Origin of the sequence: Neobacillus niacini, from assembly GCF_030817595.1 — a bacterium.
Taxonomy (GTDB): Bacteria; Bacillota; Bacilli; order Bacillales; family Cytobacillaceae; genus Neobacillus; species Neobacillus niacini_G.
Map to the genome: position 1 here is coordinate 1,299,216 of NZ_JAUSZN010000001.1, position 15,362 is coordinate 1,314,577.

11 protein-coding genes and 3 pseudogenes are annotated in these 15,362 nt (G+C 35.6%); 4 read left to right on the forward strand and 10 right to left on the reverse strand.

From position 1 onward, the window contains the following. Positions 1 to 86: 86 nt before the first annotated feature. The 4 genes and pseudogenes from QFZ31_RS06555 to QFZ31_RS06570 form a co-directional block, all read right to left on the reverse strand. On the reverse strand, positions 87 to 959 hold the full coding sequence (locus QFZ31_RS06555) for an alpha/beta fold hydrolase (RefSeq protein ID WP_307301834.1): 873 nt from the start codon (positions 957 to 959) through the stop codon (positions 87 to 89). Positions 960 to 1,369: 410 nt separating this feature from the next. Continuing rightward, the gene (locus tag QFZ31_RS06560; RefSeq protein ID WP_307301836.1) at positions 1,370 to 1,789 is read right to left on the reverse strand and encodes a GNAT family N-acetyltransferase; all 420 of its coding nucleotides are present in this window, start codon (positions 1,787 to 1,789) and stop codon (positions 1,370 to 1,372) included. Positions 1,790 to 1,956: 167 nt separating this feature from the next. Beyond that, positions 1,957 to 2,517 carry a sugar O-acetyltransferase gene (locus tag QFZ31_RS06565; protein ID WP_307301838.1) on the reverse strand — a complete coding sequence of 187 codons (561 nt, stop codon included), beginning with the start codon at positions 2,515 to 2,517 and terminating at the stop codon, positions 1,957 to 1,959. Positions 2,518 to 3,125: 608 nt separating this feature from the next. Next, positions 3,126 to 4,411: pseudogene (locus QFZ31_RS06570) on the reverse strand (IS110 family transposase). A 325-nt stretch (positions 4,412 to 4,736) separates the two neighbouring features. On the opposite strand from QFZ31_RS06570, the gene QFZ31_RS06575 reads away from it, so the two are divergent. From QFZ31_RS06575 to QFZ31_RS06585, 3 genes are all read left to right on the forward strand, one after another. After that, positions 4,737 to 5,075: a L,D-transpeptidase gene (locus QFZ31_RS06575; protein WP_307301840.1), complete on the forward strand. Its 339-nt coding sequence runs from the start codon at positions 4,737 to 4,739 to the stop codon at positions 5,073 to 5,075. A gap of 600 nt (positions 5,076 to 5,675) precedes the next feature. Next, positions 5,676 to 6,680: a DUF3231 family protein gene (locus QFZ31_RS06580; protein ID WP_307301841.1), complete on the forward strand. Its 1,005-nt coding sequence runs from the start codon at positions 5,676 to 5,678 to the stop codon at positions 6,678 to 6,680. Between the two features lie 11 nt (positions 6,681 to 6,691). After that, entirely contained in the window at positions 6,692 to 7,165 is a 474-nt protein-coding gene (locus tag QFZ31_RS06585) for a hypothetical protein (protein WP_307301843.1), read from the forward strand. Between the two features lie 66 nt (positions 7,166 to 7,231). Here QFZ31_RS06585 and QFZ31_RS06590 read toward each other — a convergent pair whose 3' ends face one another. From QFZ31_RS06590 to ltrA, 4 genes and pseudogenes are all read right to left on the reverse strand, one after another. Next, complete coding sequence (locus QFZ31_RS06590) at positions 7,232 to 7,585, reverse strand: ABC transporter (protein WP_307301845.1); 354 nt, start codon at positions 7,583 to 7,585, stop codon at positions 7,232 to 7,234. 129 nt (positions 7,586 to 7,714) lie between these two features. Then, positions 7,715 to 8,418 (reverse strand): annotated as a pseudogene (locus QFZ31_RS06595) (SAM-dependent methyltransferase). Between the two features lie 171 nt (positions 8,419 to 8,589). After that, positions 8,590 to 9,093: a VanZ family protein gene (locus QFZ31_RS06600; protein ID WP_307301847.1), complete on the reverse strand. Its 504-nt coding sequence runs from the start codon at positions 9,091 to 9,093 to the stop codon at positions 8,590 to 8,592. Positions 9,094 to 9,676: 583 nt separating this feature from the next. Next, positions 9,677 to 11,007, reverse strand: a pseudogene (gene ltrA / locus QFZ31_RS06605) (group II intron reverse transcriptase/maturase). Positions 11,008 to 12,065: 1,058 nt separating this feature from the next. Here ltrA and QFZ31_RS06610 point away from each other — a divergent pair. Next, entirely contained in the window at positions 12,066 to 12,602 is a 537-nt protein-coding gene (locus QFZ31_RS06610) for a hypothetical protein (RefSeq protein ID WP_307301851.1), read from the forward strand. Positions 12,603 to 12,854: 252 nt separating this feature from the next. Here QFZ31_RS06610 and QFZ31_RS06615 read toward each other — a convergent pair whose 3' ends face one another. Next, positions 12,855 to 14,240, reverse strand: coding sequence for an IS1182 family transposase (locus tag QFZ31_RS06615; RefSeq protein ID WP_307301853.1), 1,386 nt, complete (start codon positions 14,238 to 14,240; stop codon positions 12,855 to 12,857). Positions 14,241 to 14,579: 339 nt separating this feature from the next. Beyond that, positions 14,580 to 15,143, reverse strand: a complete 564-nt coding sequence (locus QFZ31_RS06620; RefSeq protein WP_307301855.1) for a GNAT family N-acetyltransferase — start codon at positions 15,141 to 15,143, stop codon at positions 14,580 to 14,582. Positions 15,144 to 15,362 lie beyond the last annotated feature (219 nt).

The following is a 15,362-nucleotide window of genomic DNA, read 5'->3' on the forward strand; positions in this document are numbered from 1 at the left end:
GCAGTGATTTACAGGCTAATTCAAAAACCTTACCCACATACCTGTTGATTGCTCTTTTTTACTTATAACGAATTAAACGCAGCCTATTATGGTCTACCTGCTTCTACAAATTTCTTAGCCATTTGTTTAGGATCTTTATGAACAGTTGTCATATGATCGCCGTCTCCTTCAATGTAACGGAAGAAGCCAAGGCGGCTGGATTGAGCTGGATGCCAAGCGTAATTCTCCGTATGAGGAAGAACGTTGTCTTCTGTCAGATACAAGTAGCTCTTAGGAATTTCCAAGGTGTAGAATTTTTTCAAATCAAGCTTTTGCAGCAATGGAGCAGCCGGTTCAGGTGTAATTTTGCTGTACATGGATTGCGCTTCTTTCAGGCTGGCTGTATTGGCGAAGCCGTCACGGAACAATGGGAATGGAAGCATGATTCTGCCTTCCTCATCTACCAGATGAGCCAATGCTTCTTGAATAGCTGGCGGGAATTGGTCAACCAGATTCTGTCCATCTGCTGGAACAAAAGCGTCAAAGAATACTAGACGGCTAATCCGGTCAGGGATCTGCTCGCTGACTTTGGCAATTACTGTACCTCCGAAGCTGTGGCCAAGCAGCACGATATTTTTCAAGTCTTTTTTCACGATGTAATCAACAACAGAATTTGTAATTTGTTCGTGTGTAACGTTTTTCACATTTTTCAAATCTCCGTGACCAGGGTATTCAGGAACGTACACCGTATGTCCTTGTTTCTTCAGCTCAGCTGCAGTTTCTGCAAAGTAGCTAGCATCGGCCCATGCGCCATGAACGAGTACGAATGTTAGTTTTTCCTCGTTTTTGTCAACATCGCCTTGTGCCGTTACAACTGTAGGTGAGTCGGCTGCTTTCGCAGTGAATTGATTGTTTAGCTGAAGACCAAGCAGTACTACAACAGCTAATCCAAGTGCGGCGTATTTTTTATATTTGTACATATAAGATTCCTCCAATTATATTACTCATATTTTATCGTGCGTGAAAGGGAACTAAATCATGTATGGGTAATCTTACCATTTAACACTCTCCTATAAATATTATAAAAATAATATTTTGTACGATTATTCCGGTCGTGAACCAATTATATAGTGCACTATTTAATCTTGTCAAACCTAATTTATTTCTATAAACAGTCAAAACTGCTAATTCAGTGGAAATTTGCAGCATTGCGAGGCATAAGGCGAATTGCTATCATTAGTTATAAGTTTAATCAAATAATCATAAAGATTTTTCACTCAACAGGTTCTGTATTACACCAGAGGAGCCAATTTAAATAGAATAACTTTGAGAAGAAGGCACTTTAATTCAAGTGTTTCTTTTAGTTTGAGGTTTTAAGTTGTTTACCTCCTCAGTAATGGGTCCATACCCGAATAAAAGTTGGTATAGAGGGTAATATATAGCCTTGAAGAAGTTGATAGAATTGCCTACGGCAATGCACTTCGATTCTATCGCAATTTCTTTTTATGGCTAAATAAGTACAATATTCTTCAATCTTACGTCCTATCCCCTTACTTCTAATGTTTTTATCAACTGCAAAGTAACTTATCCTTGCGAAATCTCCTTTTACAGCTAATTGAGGTATAAAATGAACCGAAATTAAAGCTATAACACTCTGATCTTCTTCAAACACTAATAACACCTCATTCGGATCCATTAGAAGTATTTCAACTTTTTCCTTTATAAAAGGTTTAGTATCTGGATAGTCCAACTGGTTTAATAACAAAGAAATTTGCTTCCAATCGTCAACTTTCGCTTTTCTTATCCCCATTCATTCCACTCCCCAATATTATCAACTCATTTATACCTATAAGAAGCTTGTCTTTTTTATTCAACTAAACTCCAGTTAGTTCAATAACGGAAAGGAAAAAGAGACTGCCGAAAAACAGTCCCTTTGTTAAAAAAGTAAAGCCCCCGTTAGTTCAACAAGGATATAACTTATATTTCAATTTGTTTAATTATTTTAGCTGGATTACCGCCAACTACAACGTTATCTGGCACATTTTTAGTGATTACTGCACCTGCTGCAATAACAACATTATTACCTATCGTAACTCCTGGATTTATTACTGCACTTCCACCAATCCATACATTATTCCCGAAAGTAATTGGTTTTCCATATTCTTTACCTGAATTACGTTCAGTTGGATGAAGTGGATGCGTAGCTGTATAGATTTGTACATTGGGTCCAAGCAAACAATTATCACCAAAACGCACTTCACAAACATCTAATATATTACAGTCAAAGTTTGCAAAAAAGTTTTCACCTACATATGTGTTATATCCATAATCAAATCTTATATTGGGTTCCATATATACGTTCTCACCAGTTGAACCGAGTAATTCCTTTAACAACTTAGTACCTTTATCTCCTTCGGTTTCTAAAGTTTGATTATATATTCTAACCTTGTGTCTTGCTTCCTCACGTTCCTTTAATAATATTGGGTCAGCAGGATTGTACATCTCTCCAGCCAACATTTTCTCTTTTTCAGTTTTCATTTTAATGACCTACTTTCAAATATGTTTGATTATCTAAAAAACACTAGAAAACAGTATAAAAAAGATTTAGTTCTATCCTCATTTTTAAATATAACAGAATATTCAGAGGCATGTTTTCAATATTTTTGGTTAAGGACATTTAAATTCTTTGGCGTTGAAATCGGTTACAAAAATAAAAAAAAAACGCACTAAACTCCCTCTATATAGAAAGGAAAATCTCACGATTTCTCTTGTTTTCTCCAAATTTCGTAGTAGTTTGTTTTAGAATCCATTTGAAGATTGGAATTATAGTGTACTAAAGGGTAATTTTGGGGACAAAGTGAAAAAGAAACTTATAGTTAACCAAACCAACCTTATCCAAAAGTTGGATAACTAGCTAAAGTATGGTTGCACTGGTGGATATCCACATTTCTCATGGAGGTCAACCCTCCCATATCTCACAGAGTCTTTGCTCCAAAATTCCTTCGTCCAACCTTTCCATGAGGTGGATGTCAGTCATGCTGCCCGACAGGGTCCTTGCCCGTATTTTAGTTGAGTTACTGACTAATCCGTGCTTCAAATGTCTAAAACAATAAAACTACTACTTAATGAATTTCACTAAAAGAAATTTAAGCTGCAATCTGTAATTCCGCCATATGAGGAATGTCCCTTAACATACGTTCTTCACTAAATTCACACTGCTTTTTACCGATGGTAAACAGAATACGTATGAGCTTATTACATATTGCAATTAACGATTGCATTTTCTTCAAAGGTTTATCTTGGCGTTTTGTATAATACTCGTGTAATGCTTTAAAAGCAGTATTTTTAGCGACTAAAGGCATCGCTACTCGAAAAAGGAGTGCTCTTAAAGTCTTCCTTCCTCTCTTTGTAATTTTAGTCTGTCCTTTGTGCTTTCCAGATGTATTTTCCTTTAGGCTAAGCCCAGCTGATTTTATAATCTGCCTTGGGGGGTGTAATTACCTAGGTCTCCTACCTCCGAATAAAAGCCTGCAATCGTATCTTTGCCTATTCCCTTAATAGCCAACATTTGTTCAACACCTGGAATTTGTTCAAGAAGTCTATCTATGTTAGATTCCAGTTCTTCGAACTTTTCCTTTATAAGTTCATATTTGTCTATTAACGTGCTTAGCTCTAATTTAGCCATATCCGAACCTTCACGAATGCCGATAGAGTCGGTGGCAACCTGCTTTAGTTCTTTTATTTTACTGAGTCCCACTGCACGTTTAACAGCTTTTCGAAGATGTACTAATATTTCTTGTTCCGAAAAGTTGACTAACTCATATGGCAATAAATTTAGTTTTAATAATTGGATTGCCGACTTACCTTCCCAAGCTTTAAATACCGTAAGGAATTCTGGAAAGTAGCGGTCTATCTAATTATGGATTTACCCCTGAACTGCTTGAAGATCAACAGCTAAGAGATCACGTATTTTTCGAGCCACTCGGAGTTCTGCATAAACTCCTTGCGGAATGTTCGGCTCAGCATATCTCCCGTCTTTGACCAACTGTGCAATAACTCTTACATCCTTTACATCATTTTTAGTTGGAGAATTATCATCCAGTTCTTTACTCTTCTTTACATGCATTGGATTTACGACCACAAACTTAATATGATGATCCCTAAGGAAGTGAGCTAAATTAAGCCAATAGTGACCTGTCGGCTCCATTCCTACGATCACTTTTTTCATTTTATTTTGATCCATTAACGTTTTAATCCACTCTAAAAAACTATTAAAGCTAGATCTTGTATTTTCAAAGTAAAACGGTGCTGAAAATTCTAAACCTCTAAAGTCTTGGCCTCTTGCCACATCCTTGTATTTAGCGATATTAACACCTATAATTAATGTTTGAGAAGTAATTTGAGCAATCTTTTCATTTTGGTTATAATTCATTTAAATAGCCTCCTGGTAGTTATATTTTTGTCCTTTTTGCCTCCAAGCTTTGGACACTCATATCTTACCAAGGGGCTTTTTTATATTCAAACCTCATATTTCTTCATTACAGGAATGCTGCCCGTTAGCACAAGAAGAACTTCAACAAAAAGTGCATTATTCCTTTTTGGATTAATGCGCACGTTGGTTAACAAGCACCTTCTCTGCTATTGCATGTAATCCCAACGTACTGTTACTTCTCATACAATTTTCTTCAATCAATCTCTGTTAAATAACAAAGGCTTGAGTTACTACATACATTATTAAAAAAATGGAGTTGATCTTCGTGGCTAGATGGATTGACGTCTCAACATCAAAACACCGATTAAGATTGTATGAAGGAAACAGACTGATAAAATCCTATCCCATAGCTACTGGAAAAATATTAACTGCGACACCGTTTGGCACCTACACCATAATAAATAAGCAGCTAAATCCTCCTAGACATGTTTTTGGGGCTTTATGGATGGGATTATCAAGACCTCATTATGGAATTCATGGTACAAACAATCCATCATCCATAGGTAAAAGCGTTTCCCACGGTTGTATTAGAATGTCTAATCATGATGTTTTAGAATTATCATCTCGAGTTCCGATTGGTACTAGGGTCATCATTCATAAATAATTCTGTTAATCTCACCTCTAAACTGCATTGTTTGTGTCTTACGACAACAGCCCAGTTCTTCTTATTAAGCTAACCTGGTTCTTATATACAGAATCAGCAACAAAACCTTCGAATGGTGCACCTTTTATCTTTGTTTATATGTATCCATAGATAAGCGATTAAGGTATTGTCTTGGAGCCTCTAGGTGTATTTGGAAATTAAAAAATGGTGTGTATATTGGAGTATGTTTTTTGAAGGTAGAAAAAGCAAAATATGCAAGTTGTGCATAAAAACTTGCATATTCTTGGTTTATTACTTTTTATTAGTTACTGTGTTAAAGCACCTGTTACTTGAACAAGCATATACGCTTTTATTCCATAATAAGGTCGTACTGTTCATTAATTCGTATATAAAAAATGTGTATACGGAATATGACATTTTCTTTGATTTAAGGTTAGGAATTTAATTTTTATTTTTACATGAAATCTTAACCTTGTAATAAAAGTGTCCAAAACTTTTTTCTCTCAACATATTTGGATTCATAATACGGATAAATATTTATTTATATTATTAGGAAACATATCATAAGGATTTCATTTCAAATTAATGGAGGTGTCTCTTATGCAAAGTGAAAATAACATTAAACTAACGTCTGCTGAAATTTCACAGCTATGGTTTGCCTACATGAATGATAGCCTGTCAATTTGTGTACTTACATACTTTTTGGAAAAAGCAGAGGATCCTGAGATTCGTCCTGTAGTAGAATTTGCACTTGAGTTAGCACACGCACACGTAAAAAAAATTAAATTAATCTTTAACAGTGAGAAATTTCCCATTCCATACGGATTTAAAGATGAAGATGTCGATATTACAGCTCCACGATTATTTTCGGATCCTTACTTTCTTTATTATCTTCAACAATGGAGTTCAATAGGGTTAGAAGCTTATGGCATCTCGTTGTCTTTAGCAACGCGTTCTGATGTATTTCAATATTTTTCAGAATGTATTGATGATTCGAAGAATCTTCTCAAAAAAACAGGAAATGTTTTACTATCTAAAGGTCTCTATATACGAGCACCATATGTTACGACTCCTGAAAAGGTTGATTTTATTCGAAAACAAAACTTCTTAGCTGGTTGGTTTGGAGAACGTAGATCACTTACTACGTTAGAAATAACGAATCTTTATGCTAATCTTCAAAGAAATGTGTTAGCTATGACAACATTCATCGGCTTCAGTCAAGTGGCAAAGTCAAAAGAAGTGGGTCGTTTTATGGCAAGAGGAAAAGAAATCGCTTCAAAGCATATTGAAATTTATAGTTCCGTTTTAAATGAAAATGAGCTTCCTGCTTCTGTGCCTTGGGATAACCAAGTATTAGACTCAACCGTTTCCCCTTTTTCCGATAAACTAATGATGTTTCATGTAAATGCACTAGCCGCGGGCGCCATAGGATATTACGGAACAAGCTTGTCAACAAGTTCTAGACGTGATTTATCTACAAATTACCTCCGAATCTTAGGGGAAGTTCTAAAATATACAGAAGACGCTGCAAACATAATGATCGATTATGGTTGGATGGAACAACCACCAAAAGTAGTGGACCATGATAAATTAGCTAATACTTAGAGAGAAATAAAATGAAGAAAACAAATCAACTTGAAAGCGTCCTTTGGAGTATTGCATTACCAGGACTTTCTCAAGTCTTAAACGGAAAGTTTCTAAAAGGATTACTTTTCATTTCTTTAGAATTTTTAATTAACATTCAATCAAATTTTAACGAAGTAATCATTTTAAGCTTTCATGGTCATATCCAATCAGCCATTGATAGAACGAATTATCAATGGCTGATGTTTTACCCTTGTCTATACATGTTTTCCATGTGGGATGCTTATAAAGACGCTGGCGGTGGAAAAGAATCTTTTTCGTTTTTGCCGTTTGTGTTTTCTGCTTATTTTATAACAGTTGGTCTAATCTTTTCCCCGACATTGAGGATAATGGGAATACTCTTCGGACCGGTTTGGTCGCAAATGTTATTTTTAATTATTGGGTTATTTATTAGTACATTTTTTAAAACCATCTTTCAAAAAACCATCAGATTCAATACAATCTGATGGTTTTCTAATTTAATGTTCCTTTAGTTCATCCTCCACTAACGCACCCGTTACTTGAATAAGGTACTAGCCTAATTCTTTTAGTCTAAGTTGTCTTACAAGTTCTTTAAATGGAGTAGCATAAGAATCCTCATATTTCTTAATATGTTGTATTAACTTAGACCAATTACTTTCGAGGAGTGGATGTATCTGGGTGGTACCAGCAAGACTATAAAGTTCAATTAAGAAGTAAAGGGTCTCCCATAATAAAAAGTCATTATCTAATTTTAATAAAACCTCAATGACATTTGGAATGTAGTTAAACGCTTCTTCGGGAGACATTCCCTTTGTAATTGATTCGAATGAATTGCTAAAATACCACTCATCCTTGTCTAATTTATCTTCCCATTCCTCATATATTTCTAATAGCCTATCGTCCATTGTAATCACGTCCCAAAATGTGCAATTTTATATGTATATTTTATCATTTCTTCTTCCACTAATCTGCCCGTTAGTGCAACAAGATGGGTAGTAAAAAAGGACCAACGCATCTACGTTGACCCCTTTTTGTTATTCTTTTCTTATTTTTAACATTGAATTAGCATTTGTTTGAAATTCATATGGTACATTCACTTCTTCAACTGTACAGCTATTGTCAGCCAGATAACTTATTAATTTATCTAAATGCTCATATCTTTTTCCCTCTAAATCAACTAAAGGGAAAATACGAACTTCCTCTTTCGTAACCCTCAATAATTCATTTAGTACTTCGATGTGAAATTGATAATCTAATCTATCTGCATACATAAATAGAAAATGTGCAGAGAGAAGAAGATCAAATTCTGCATTCTTAAAAGGCAAAGAAGGTAAAGTGACAGGGACGTATCTTTCATTGGATTCCCTCATATCGTTAGCACAAGCTTGTAGGGCACTTAAACGATGTTTTCTAAGACCTTCTATATCATTGAAATAATCCCATTTATAATTGTTTTGGGCTTTTTGCATATGTTCCATCGCGTGTTCAATATCCTGGAGACCTTTATTTTTTAGGTCTTCACCCAATGGTAATACGCAATATCGCAAGCTGTTACATCTAAACCCAATTTGTTACCAACAGCAGTAAATGAACAAGCTCCTGCTGGACAATCGAGTATTTTCTTTCCTTGCAGTTCTTCCTCTGAAAGCGAGAACATATCAAAATACTCTTCAAAGGTCCTCCCAATAAAAACAATTCGTTCTAAATCTAACTTTATACTCTGCTCAACTCTGCTCAACTAAACTCACCTCTTCTAAAAGATTACATTCATATTATCATATTGTATTGGTAATGCTAACCTTTTTTACTTATCTTATTACACTAAACTCCCGTAGCTCAAAGCGAAAAAGCTGCCATAATGACAGCTCTAGTCTTTAACTCAAGCACCCGTTTGTTTAAGTACATTCCTTCACATTCTCTTATTGGCAAATGAAGAATTTCCCCTATTGTATTTCAGTAACTTCTGAACAAACTTCATTTTCCAAAGTCCGAACCCTATCAAAGCACCCAACAAATTAAGGATGAAATCATCTATATCAAAACTTCCTCTTCTTGTAACTAATTGTATGACTTCAATAACGAATAACAATATAATCATTGTAATTGATAATCCACTTGCTTTGTTTAATCTTTTTATAAAGTAAGGCAGATAAATACCCATTGGTAAAAACATAATTAAATTTCCAGCGAGGTTTTTTATAGGTATATCCATATTCATACTTCCGTTAAAAATTGCATTTGTGTATGTACTTATCGTTTTAAATGGAATTAAATTCGAAGAACTCTTGATATATTCTATCAATGTCATATCTGCCCATATATAACCTCTTGTACCTAAGAATAATAGAACTACCAATGCGAATAAATAAAACACTAAACTTAAACTAAAAACAATCTTAATTATTTTTTTCATTTTCTCCTCCTTTGTTCTTTCTTTGTATGCAGCTGTAAAAAAAACAATAGCAGATATTCTATATATTAGACGATCAATAATATTGTTTGGTTTTTTATTTTATTAAATTAACCTGCTTACGTTAGCACAAAAAGCAAAAAAGACCGCCGCAGAGATCCACTCTTTAACTCTTGCACCCGACAGTTTAAGTACAATATTTAACAAACTTTCTTTTTGACTAAGAGAAAATTTATTAAAAAAGAGACTCCCAAAAACATTGGGAGTCCAAACAGTACTAATCTATTTAATAGGGGGTCAAATAGTGATTCCAATTATATTGGGTTTATGAAATATAAAATAGAGAAAATATTACCAAAGTTACCCAATAATTAAAGGGGAATTTGGACTAGGATTAAATAAACTTAGTCCTATATTAAGAAAGTGAGTAGATCATGAGCATATTAAATTGGTTTAGCCAATATGACAACTTATATCACCTAGTCGAGAAGAAGGGAGCCTTTTTACCTTGCGGTTAATTGTACTCCTCCCCCCTCACAGAACCGTGCTTGCGCTATTAACGCACACGGCTCCTCCTAGTCATCATTTACAAAATATAGCTAATTTCTTTTCTTAAGTCGTATATATTAACCTTAACTCTTGCGTAAGGTAATGGATATTTATTAAGAAAGAGTCTGAATTTATCCCAAGTAAATGATTTCCTTTGACTTCTTCTATTGAGCCATTTAAACAGTAAGTACCCGATTTTGTCTCTGAATTTGTTTACACTTTGGGTATTATCTGTGATCCAAATAGTAGTTGTAATAACCTACTAGTGAGCGTTTAAATCTATCCATAATCATATGAATGTTTTTATTTCTGTTAATTTTCAACCATTCTTTAGTTTCTTTTAGTTTAGCTTGGACTTTCTTCCTGCTTGTTCTCCGTTTTACTCGAAATTTCCCTTGTTTACTCCTACCGCAATAGTGTGTAAATCCAAGGAAATCAAAAGTTTCCGGTTTACTTCTTCCCTGTTGATTTGCATTTTGCTCCGCAAACCGCCAAAAAGGGTATGATTTTGGTTTTATCCTCAGCTATTTCTAAATTAAATTTCTTTAATCTCAACTTTAATGAATGGAAGAATTGCTCGGCTTCACATTTATATTGAAAACAACAAACAAAATCGTCTGCATATCTCACTATGTACGCTTGTCCCTTGCACCGTTTCCTAACCCTTTTCTCAAACCATAGGTCAAGGACATAATGGAGGTATACATTGGCTAATATCGGAGATATTACTCCACCTTGCGGTTTGCCTTTGTCTGTTTTATATTTCTTACCTTCTTCCATGTATCCACCTTTAAGGAATCTACCAATGATTCTTAGTAGGTTAGGGTCAGTGATTCGCAGTTTTAAGAAATCCATCATCCATGTGTGGTCAACGTTGTCAAAGAATCCTTTAATATCTACATCTACTACATAATTTATTTTTTTCTTTTCAATATAGTGGTTAAGTATTTTCAAAGCATCGTGGCAGTTACGATTTGGACGGAATCCAAATGAACAGTCTAGAAAATCATTTTCATAGATGGTATTTAGTATTTTCGTAATGCCTCTTTGAACAATCTTATCTTCATGTTCCGGAATCCCCAATGGTCTTTTCTTGTTTGAATTGAGCTTTGGAATATACATTCTCCTTACTGGAACAGGACGATAACTTTTGCTTTTAAGCCTATTTACTAAATTCTCTATGTTTTCTTTTAGATTTTCACTGTATTGCTCTTTAGTTGTACCATTAACCCCAGTTGCCTTCTTGTTAGGTAGCTCCTGGTGACATTGAAATAGTGATTGCTCATTTAATAAATGTACAAGAGATGTAAATTTCATTTTAGGATTTGATTTTGCTAATTCAGCTATCCTTAGTAGTTTTGTTTCCATTTATTATCCCTACCTCTGTGTGTAGTAAATGTGTCCCTAGTAAGGGTGATAACTGGTAGCTAGCCTTTCCTCCGTCGGCATTACCCAACTTCATTGGTACTATGCTGCTATCCGACTCCCTACATCGGCATTTAGTTTCCTTGCTTGTTATCGCTTGTACACCATACTCTTCTAAAAAAAGAAAAGACCGGTAGGGTCTCCCGAGTTGCCGTATCATATCAATGTATAACGTGCCAAGGTCTCTGACTCCAGAGAGGTTTTATCTTTCTGGCCTTTAACGAACGGTAAAATGTAGCTTTTTGCTGTGCTTAAGGCATCAGCCCTCTCGATTTACCAACATTATGGAGCTCAATCCCTTCAACCATTTGGCTTTCGGCCCGCCATCTAACTGTCTACGCTTAAAGACTAAAGTTACCTTTAGCCCTCCAAGACTCACTACGAGCGAATGGCTAGTTCTTACTCGACGGGAATCCCACCCGCTATATGATACGACCTATGCTCGGCCGCACAAGCACACGTTAGTTGAAGAAGACTGGTCTCTATTTTTGATTTTTATTAGCTATTTGAAAAGAATAAATTTGAATTGACAAAATTTAACGACAACAGAACTACTATAAGTAACATAAAAACATCTGTTTCAGTAGGGTTTGGAAGTACAAATGCAATGATATTAAAAACAACATATGAAACTATAATTGTAATTATAAAAACAAAGGTATTCTCCACATTCTTTTATTCCTCCTTCTAAAATCTAGGTATAGTGTGAGTATTCATCTGCTTTTTCCCTTATTCCTTCTTCAACTAACCTGCATCTTTAGTACAGTAAGCAACAAAGATCATTGCTGCGATCCTCATCTTTAACTCTTACCCCCGTTTGTTGAAGAAGTACTTTATGTCACAATAGGCTGCTATTCTGCCCTATTAGTTGAACAAATATAAAATATTTAAAAACAAACGTTTATACTGATTCAAATATCCAATCATGGATTACTAGAAAACATAATATACCATATGTCATTTAACTGGCATAAATAATTAAAAGGAGGTGAAATATAGATATGCCTTTAGCATTACAAGCATTTACAACCCCTGCAAATACACTCGTAATTGCGGACACTGCTGCACCTCCTGGGACTCTACCAACACCAGCAGTTTTTACACCACCATCATTAATTTCTCCGGCTATCGATGGGGGTCTGGCTTATATTTGGTCACCGAACTCTGCATCTGGACAAGTTGTTACCTTCCGAAGTACTTTTGTTGTTGGTGGTCTACCAATTCTTAATGTCGCTTTACCAGTTAGTGCTTTTTATGCTTTCGCAGCAAATGGGACCGCAACAATAACAGCTACCCTAGAAGTCGTAAATTTATTAGGAATTGTTGTCTTAAGTATCCCATTATTCACTGAATCTAATGGAGGAAATCCTCAGAATGTTGCGACGGCTTCTGGAGATGCATTACTTGGAGTGGGTGTTTTGGTTGGCAATACTGTACGTATTGTCGTCGATGCAACAGTAACCGCACCAGAAGAAGTTGGATATGGTACAAACCCCGGAAGATATCTTGGTGAAATTATTGTTCGCGAAATTATCTAGCTATCATAAATTGATAAAACAAAATCTCATTAAAGGATTAGCAGCCTATTGAAAGATAGGCTGCTCAGATTGTCGAGAAAGGTATCTTTCTCGGCAATTTTTATTTTTCTGGCCTGCCCAAAGGCCTGTTGATTTCCGCTCCAGTTGCTTCGCTTTCCGCGGGCGTGCCGGGGAGCCTCCTCAGCGCTTAAGCGCCTGCGGGGTCTCCCCAGCCCCGTACTCCCGCAGGAGTCTTCGCACCTTCCGCTCCAATCAACAGGGGGAATGAACCTGGAGATTGCCACACACTTTTTCAAACCTGGCTAAGTGCGTGGCAATCTTTTTCATGTTTTGGCATGCTGCGGTAAGTAACACTTGCTCACTCGCATTTTGCAATCCCCGTAACCTACAATAGCGAAGCCCATGCAGTTCTTTTGAATCTGCGAAGCTTCGCTCTACTTTTTCTTTTCTAAATTTATATAGTATTTTACCTGACTTTGAAAGTCTGTTAAGTCGAACCTTTTCCTTATGTTCCTCCCAAACATGTCTGGTAACTACTTTTGTTTTATTTTGAGATTTTGTACACTCAGGCAGGAGTGGGCAGTTAGTACACTTTTTAGGATCTGACTTATATTCCCGATAACCTTCTCTTGTAGTTGTACGATATTGTAACTCCTGACCATTTGGACAAACATACAAATCTCTATCTTTGTCATATGTAAACTTCCATTTAGGAAATAACCCTTTTGTTGATTGATATCTTCTGTGAGCGATAACTCCAAAAATATTGCGTTCATTAAGTCCTTTACAAATCGGATTTGTCAGGTAACCCGAATCAAGTGCCACAGCTTCTACTTTAAATCCAAAACGTTCGACCTGACGGTCTAACCGTGAAAGATAGGGGACAGAATCGTGAACATTTCCTGGTGTAACATACGCATCAGTTATGATGTTGAACTTCATGTCGGTAGTTCGATGATCAAGATAACAGAACATCTCCTGTTTATTCTCTCGTGACATAAACCCGCATTCAGGATCAGTTGTGCTCAGTCGTATTTCCTTTTTCTCGGTCACCTCCTCCTTTTCCTTTAAAGGCTTTTTTCCATGATCTCTCCTGTCTTCCTCAATAGCTTTGTTTAAATCTTCTACATATTCACGTGTTTCAACTTCCACTTCAACTCTAGAGAATTTATGTTTGTTTGCATTCGCTTTAAGGTGTGTGGAATCGGAAAATAAAACTCTTCCTCCAACCATCTTGTGGTTAATTGCTTTGAAGACAATCTCATCAAAAATTTCCTGAAATATATTTGTATCTTTAAAACGGGTTCGCCGATTCCAACTAATGGTGGAATGATGGGGAACTGTATCGTTTAGCTTTAATCCTAAGAACCATCGATAGGCCACATTCGTCTGAATTTCACGCTCTAATTGTCGTTCAGAACGAATGCCATAAAAATATCCGATAAACATCATCTTAAAGAGCTGTATAGGGTCCGAAGGACGCCCGTTATTTTCTGAATAAAAAGGACGGACCTTCTCACCAATAAAAGAAAAATCAATATACTTGTCCACCTTCCTTAATAGGTGATCTTGCGGTACTAAATCATCAATAAAAACAAATTCAGCTTCGTTTTGTATTTCTCTTTTTGGCTTATACATTCTATCCACCGTCCTGTTATTTATATGTATATTATAGCATATTAACGCGGTGAATCATTAAAGTAATTACAAAAAATAATAGCTGTCGAGATTTTCTCGACAGCCTGAGCAGCCTATTGAAAGATAGGCTGCTTTTTCATCTATTTCACTTTAGTGTTCTTTTGATTATTGTTGTATACATCGGTCAAAAACGCATAAATGAGTCATTTCTCTTCTTCAATTACCCTGCTTCGATAGCTTAAGTACAAACTTTTACATTCTTTCTTCTGCGAAAAGGAAAAAGACGACCTCCTTCTTGAAGTATCGCACCCTTTAGTTTAAGTGTAATTGTTCACAATGTTACTTTATTATAGAATAAACACAAGTGTCTGTTAGTTTTTTACCATCAGCGGATAAATCATCATTTCTTAAAGTACCTTCTAATACAAACCCAAGTTTTTCTGGGATAGCACGACTTTTAAGGTTTGTTGATTCACACCTTATTCCAATTCTTCTAAATTTAATATCATTTAATCCGAAATTAACCAATTCTTTTACAGCTTCTGTCATATATCCATTACCTCTATACTTTGTATTAATCCAGTACCCAATTTCACATTTTGGAATGTCCCAGTCAATCCCATGTAGGCTCGTAGTTCCAATAAAGTCAGTGCCACCTTTATCAAAGATAAGAAAACGAAAACTTTCTCTCTTTAAAAAATTTATATGAGCATTCCTTAACATTATCTCTGTTTCTTCAACAGTGGGAGGTTCCTGGAAAAGTGACAACCACGATTTTAATTCATAAAAGGAATCTCCAATTGCTTGGTGCACAATTTCTCCGTCACCAGCTTGTAGTGGTGCTCGAAGCATTAGCCTTTCTGTTTCTAATATTAAAGGTACATCTAACAACAATGGGTTCATTTGATTTTCCCTCTCTCTGAACTTTTAAAATTAATAATGAAAAGCAGATAGCAATTTTCTCATTATACCCCCATTTTTTTGAATATTCATATTATTCTACCACAAAAGTCCCTATAAAATATACTTCCTGTTGAACTAAACTGCATCGTTAGTACAATATCTTCAACAAAATAAATAAAAGACTTCTCCTTCTTAAAGGAAAGCCCCCGTTACTTTAAG

Coding starts and splice junctions, on each gene's coding strand:
- QFZ31_RS06565 (WP_307301838.1), bottom strand. CDS start 2,517: ATGAAAACTGAAAAAGAGAAAATGTTGGCTGGAGAGATGTACAATCCT.
- QFZ31_RS06600 (WP_307301847.1), bottom strand. CDS start 9,093: ATGAAAAAAATAATTAAGATTGTTTTTAGTTTAAGTTTAGTGTTTTAT.
- QFZ31_RS06610 (WP_307301851.1), top strand. CDS start 12,066: ATGCCTTTAGCATTACAAGCATTTACAACCCCTGCAAATACACTCGTA.
- QFZ31_RS06585 (WP_307301843.1), top strand. CDS start 6,692: ATGAAGAAAACAAATCAACTTGAAAGCGTCCTTTGGAGTATTGCATTA.
- QFZ31_RS06615 (WP_307301853.1), bottom strand. CDS start 14,240: ATGTATAAGCCAAAAAGAGAAATACAAAACGAAGCTGAATTTGTTTTT.
- QFZ31_RS06590 (WP_307301845.1), bottom strand. CDS start 7,585: ATGGACGATAGGCTATTAGAAATATATGAGGAATGGGAAGATAAATTA.
- QFZ31_RS06555 (WP_307301834.1), bottom strand. CDS start 959: ATGTACAAATATAAAAAATACGCCGCACTTGGATTAGCTGTTGTAGTA.
- QFZ31_RS06580 (WP_307301841.1), top strand. CDS start 5,676: ATGCAAAGTGAAAATAACATTAAACTAACGTCTGCTGAAATTTCACAG.
- QFZ31_RS06560 (WP_307301836.1), bottom strand. CDS start 1,789: ATGGGGATAAGAAAAGCGAAAGTTGACGATTGGAAGCAAATTTCTTTG.
- QFZ31_RS06620 (WP_307301855.1), bottom strand. CDS start 15,143: ATGAACCCATTGTTGTTAGATGTACCTTTAATATTAGAAACAGAAAGG.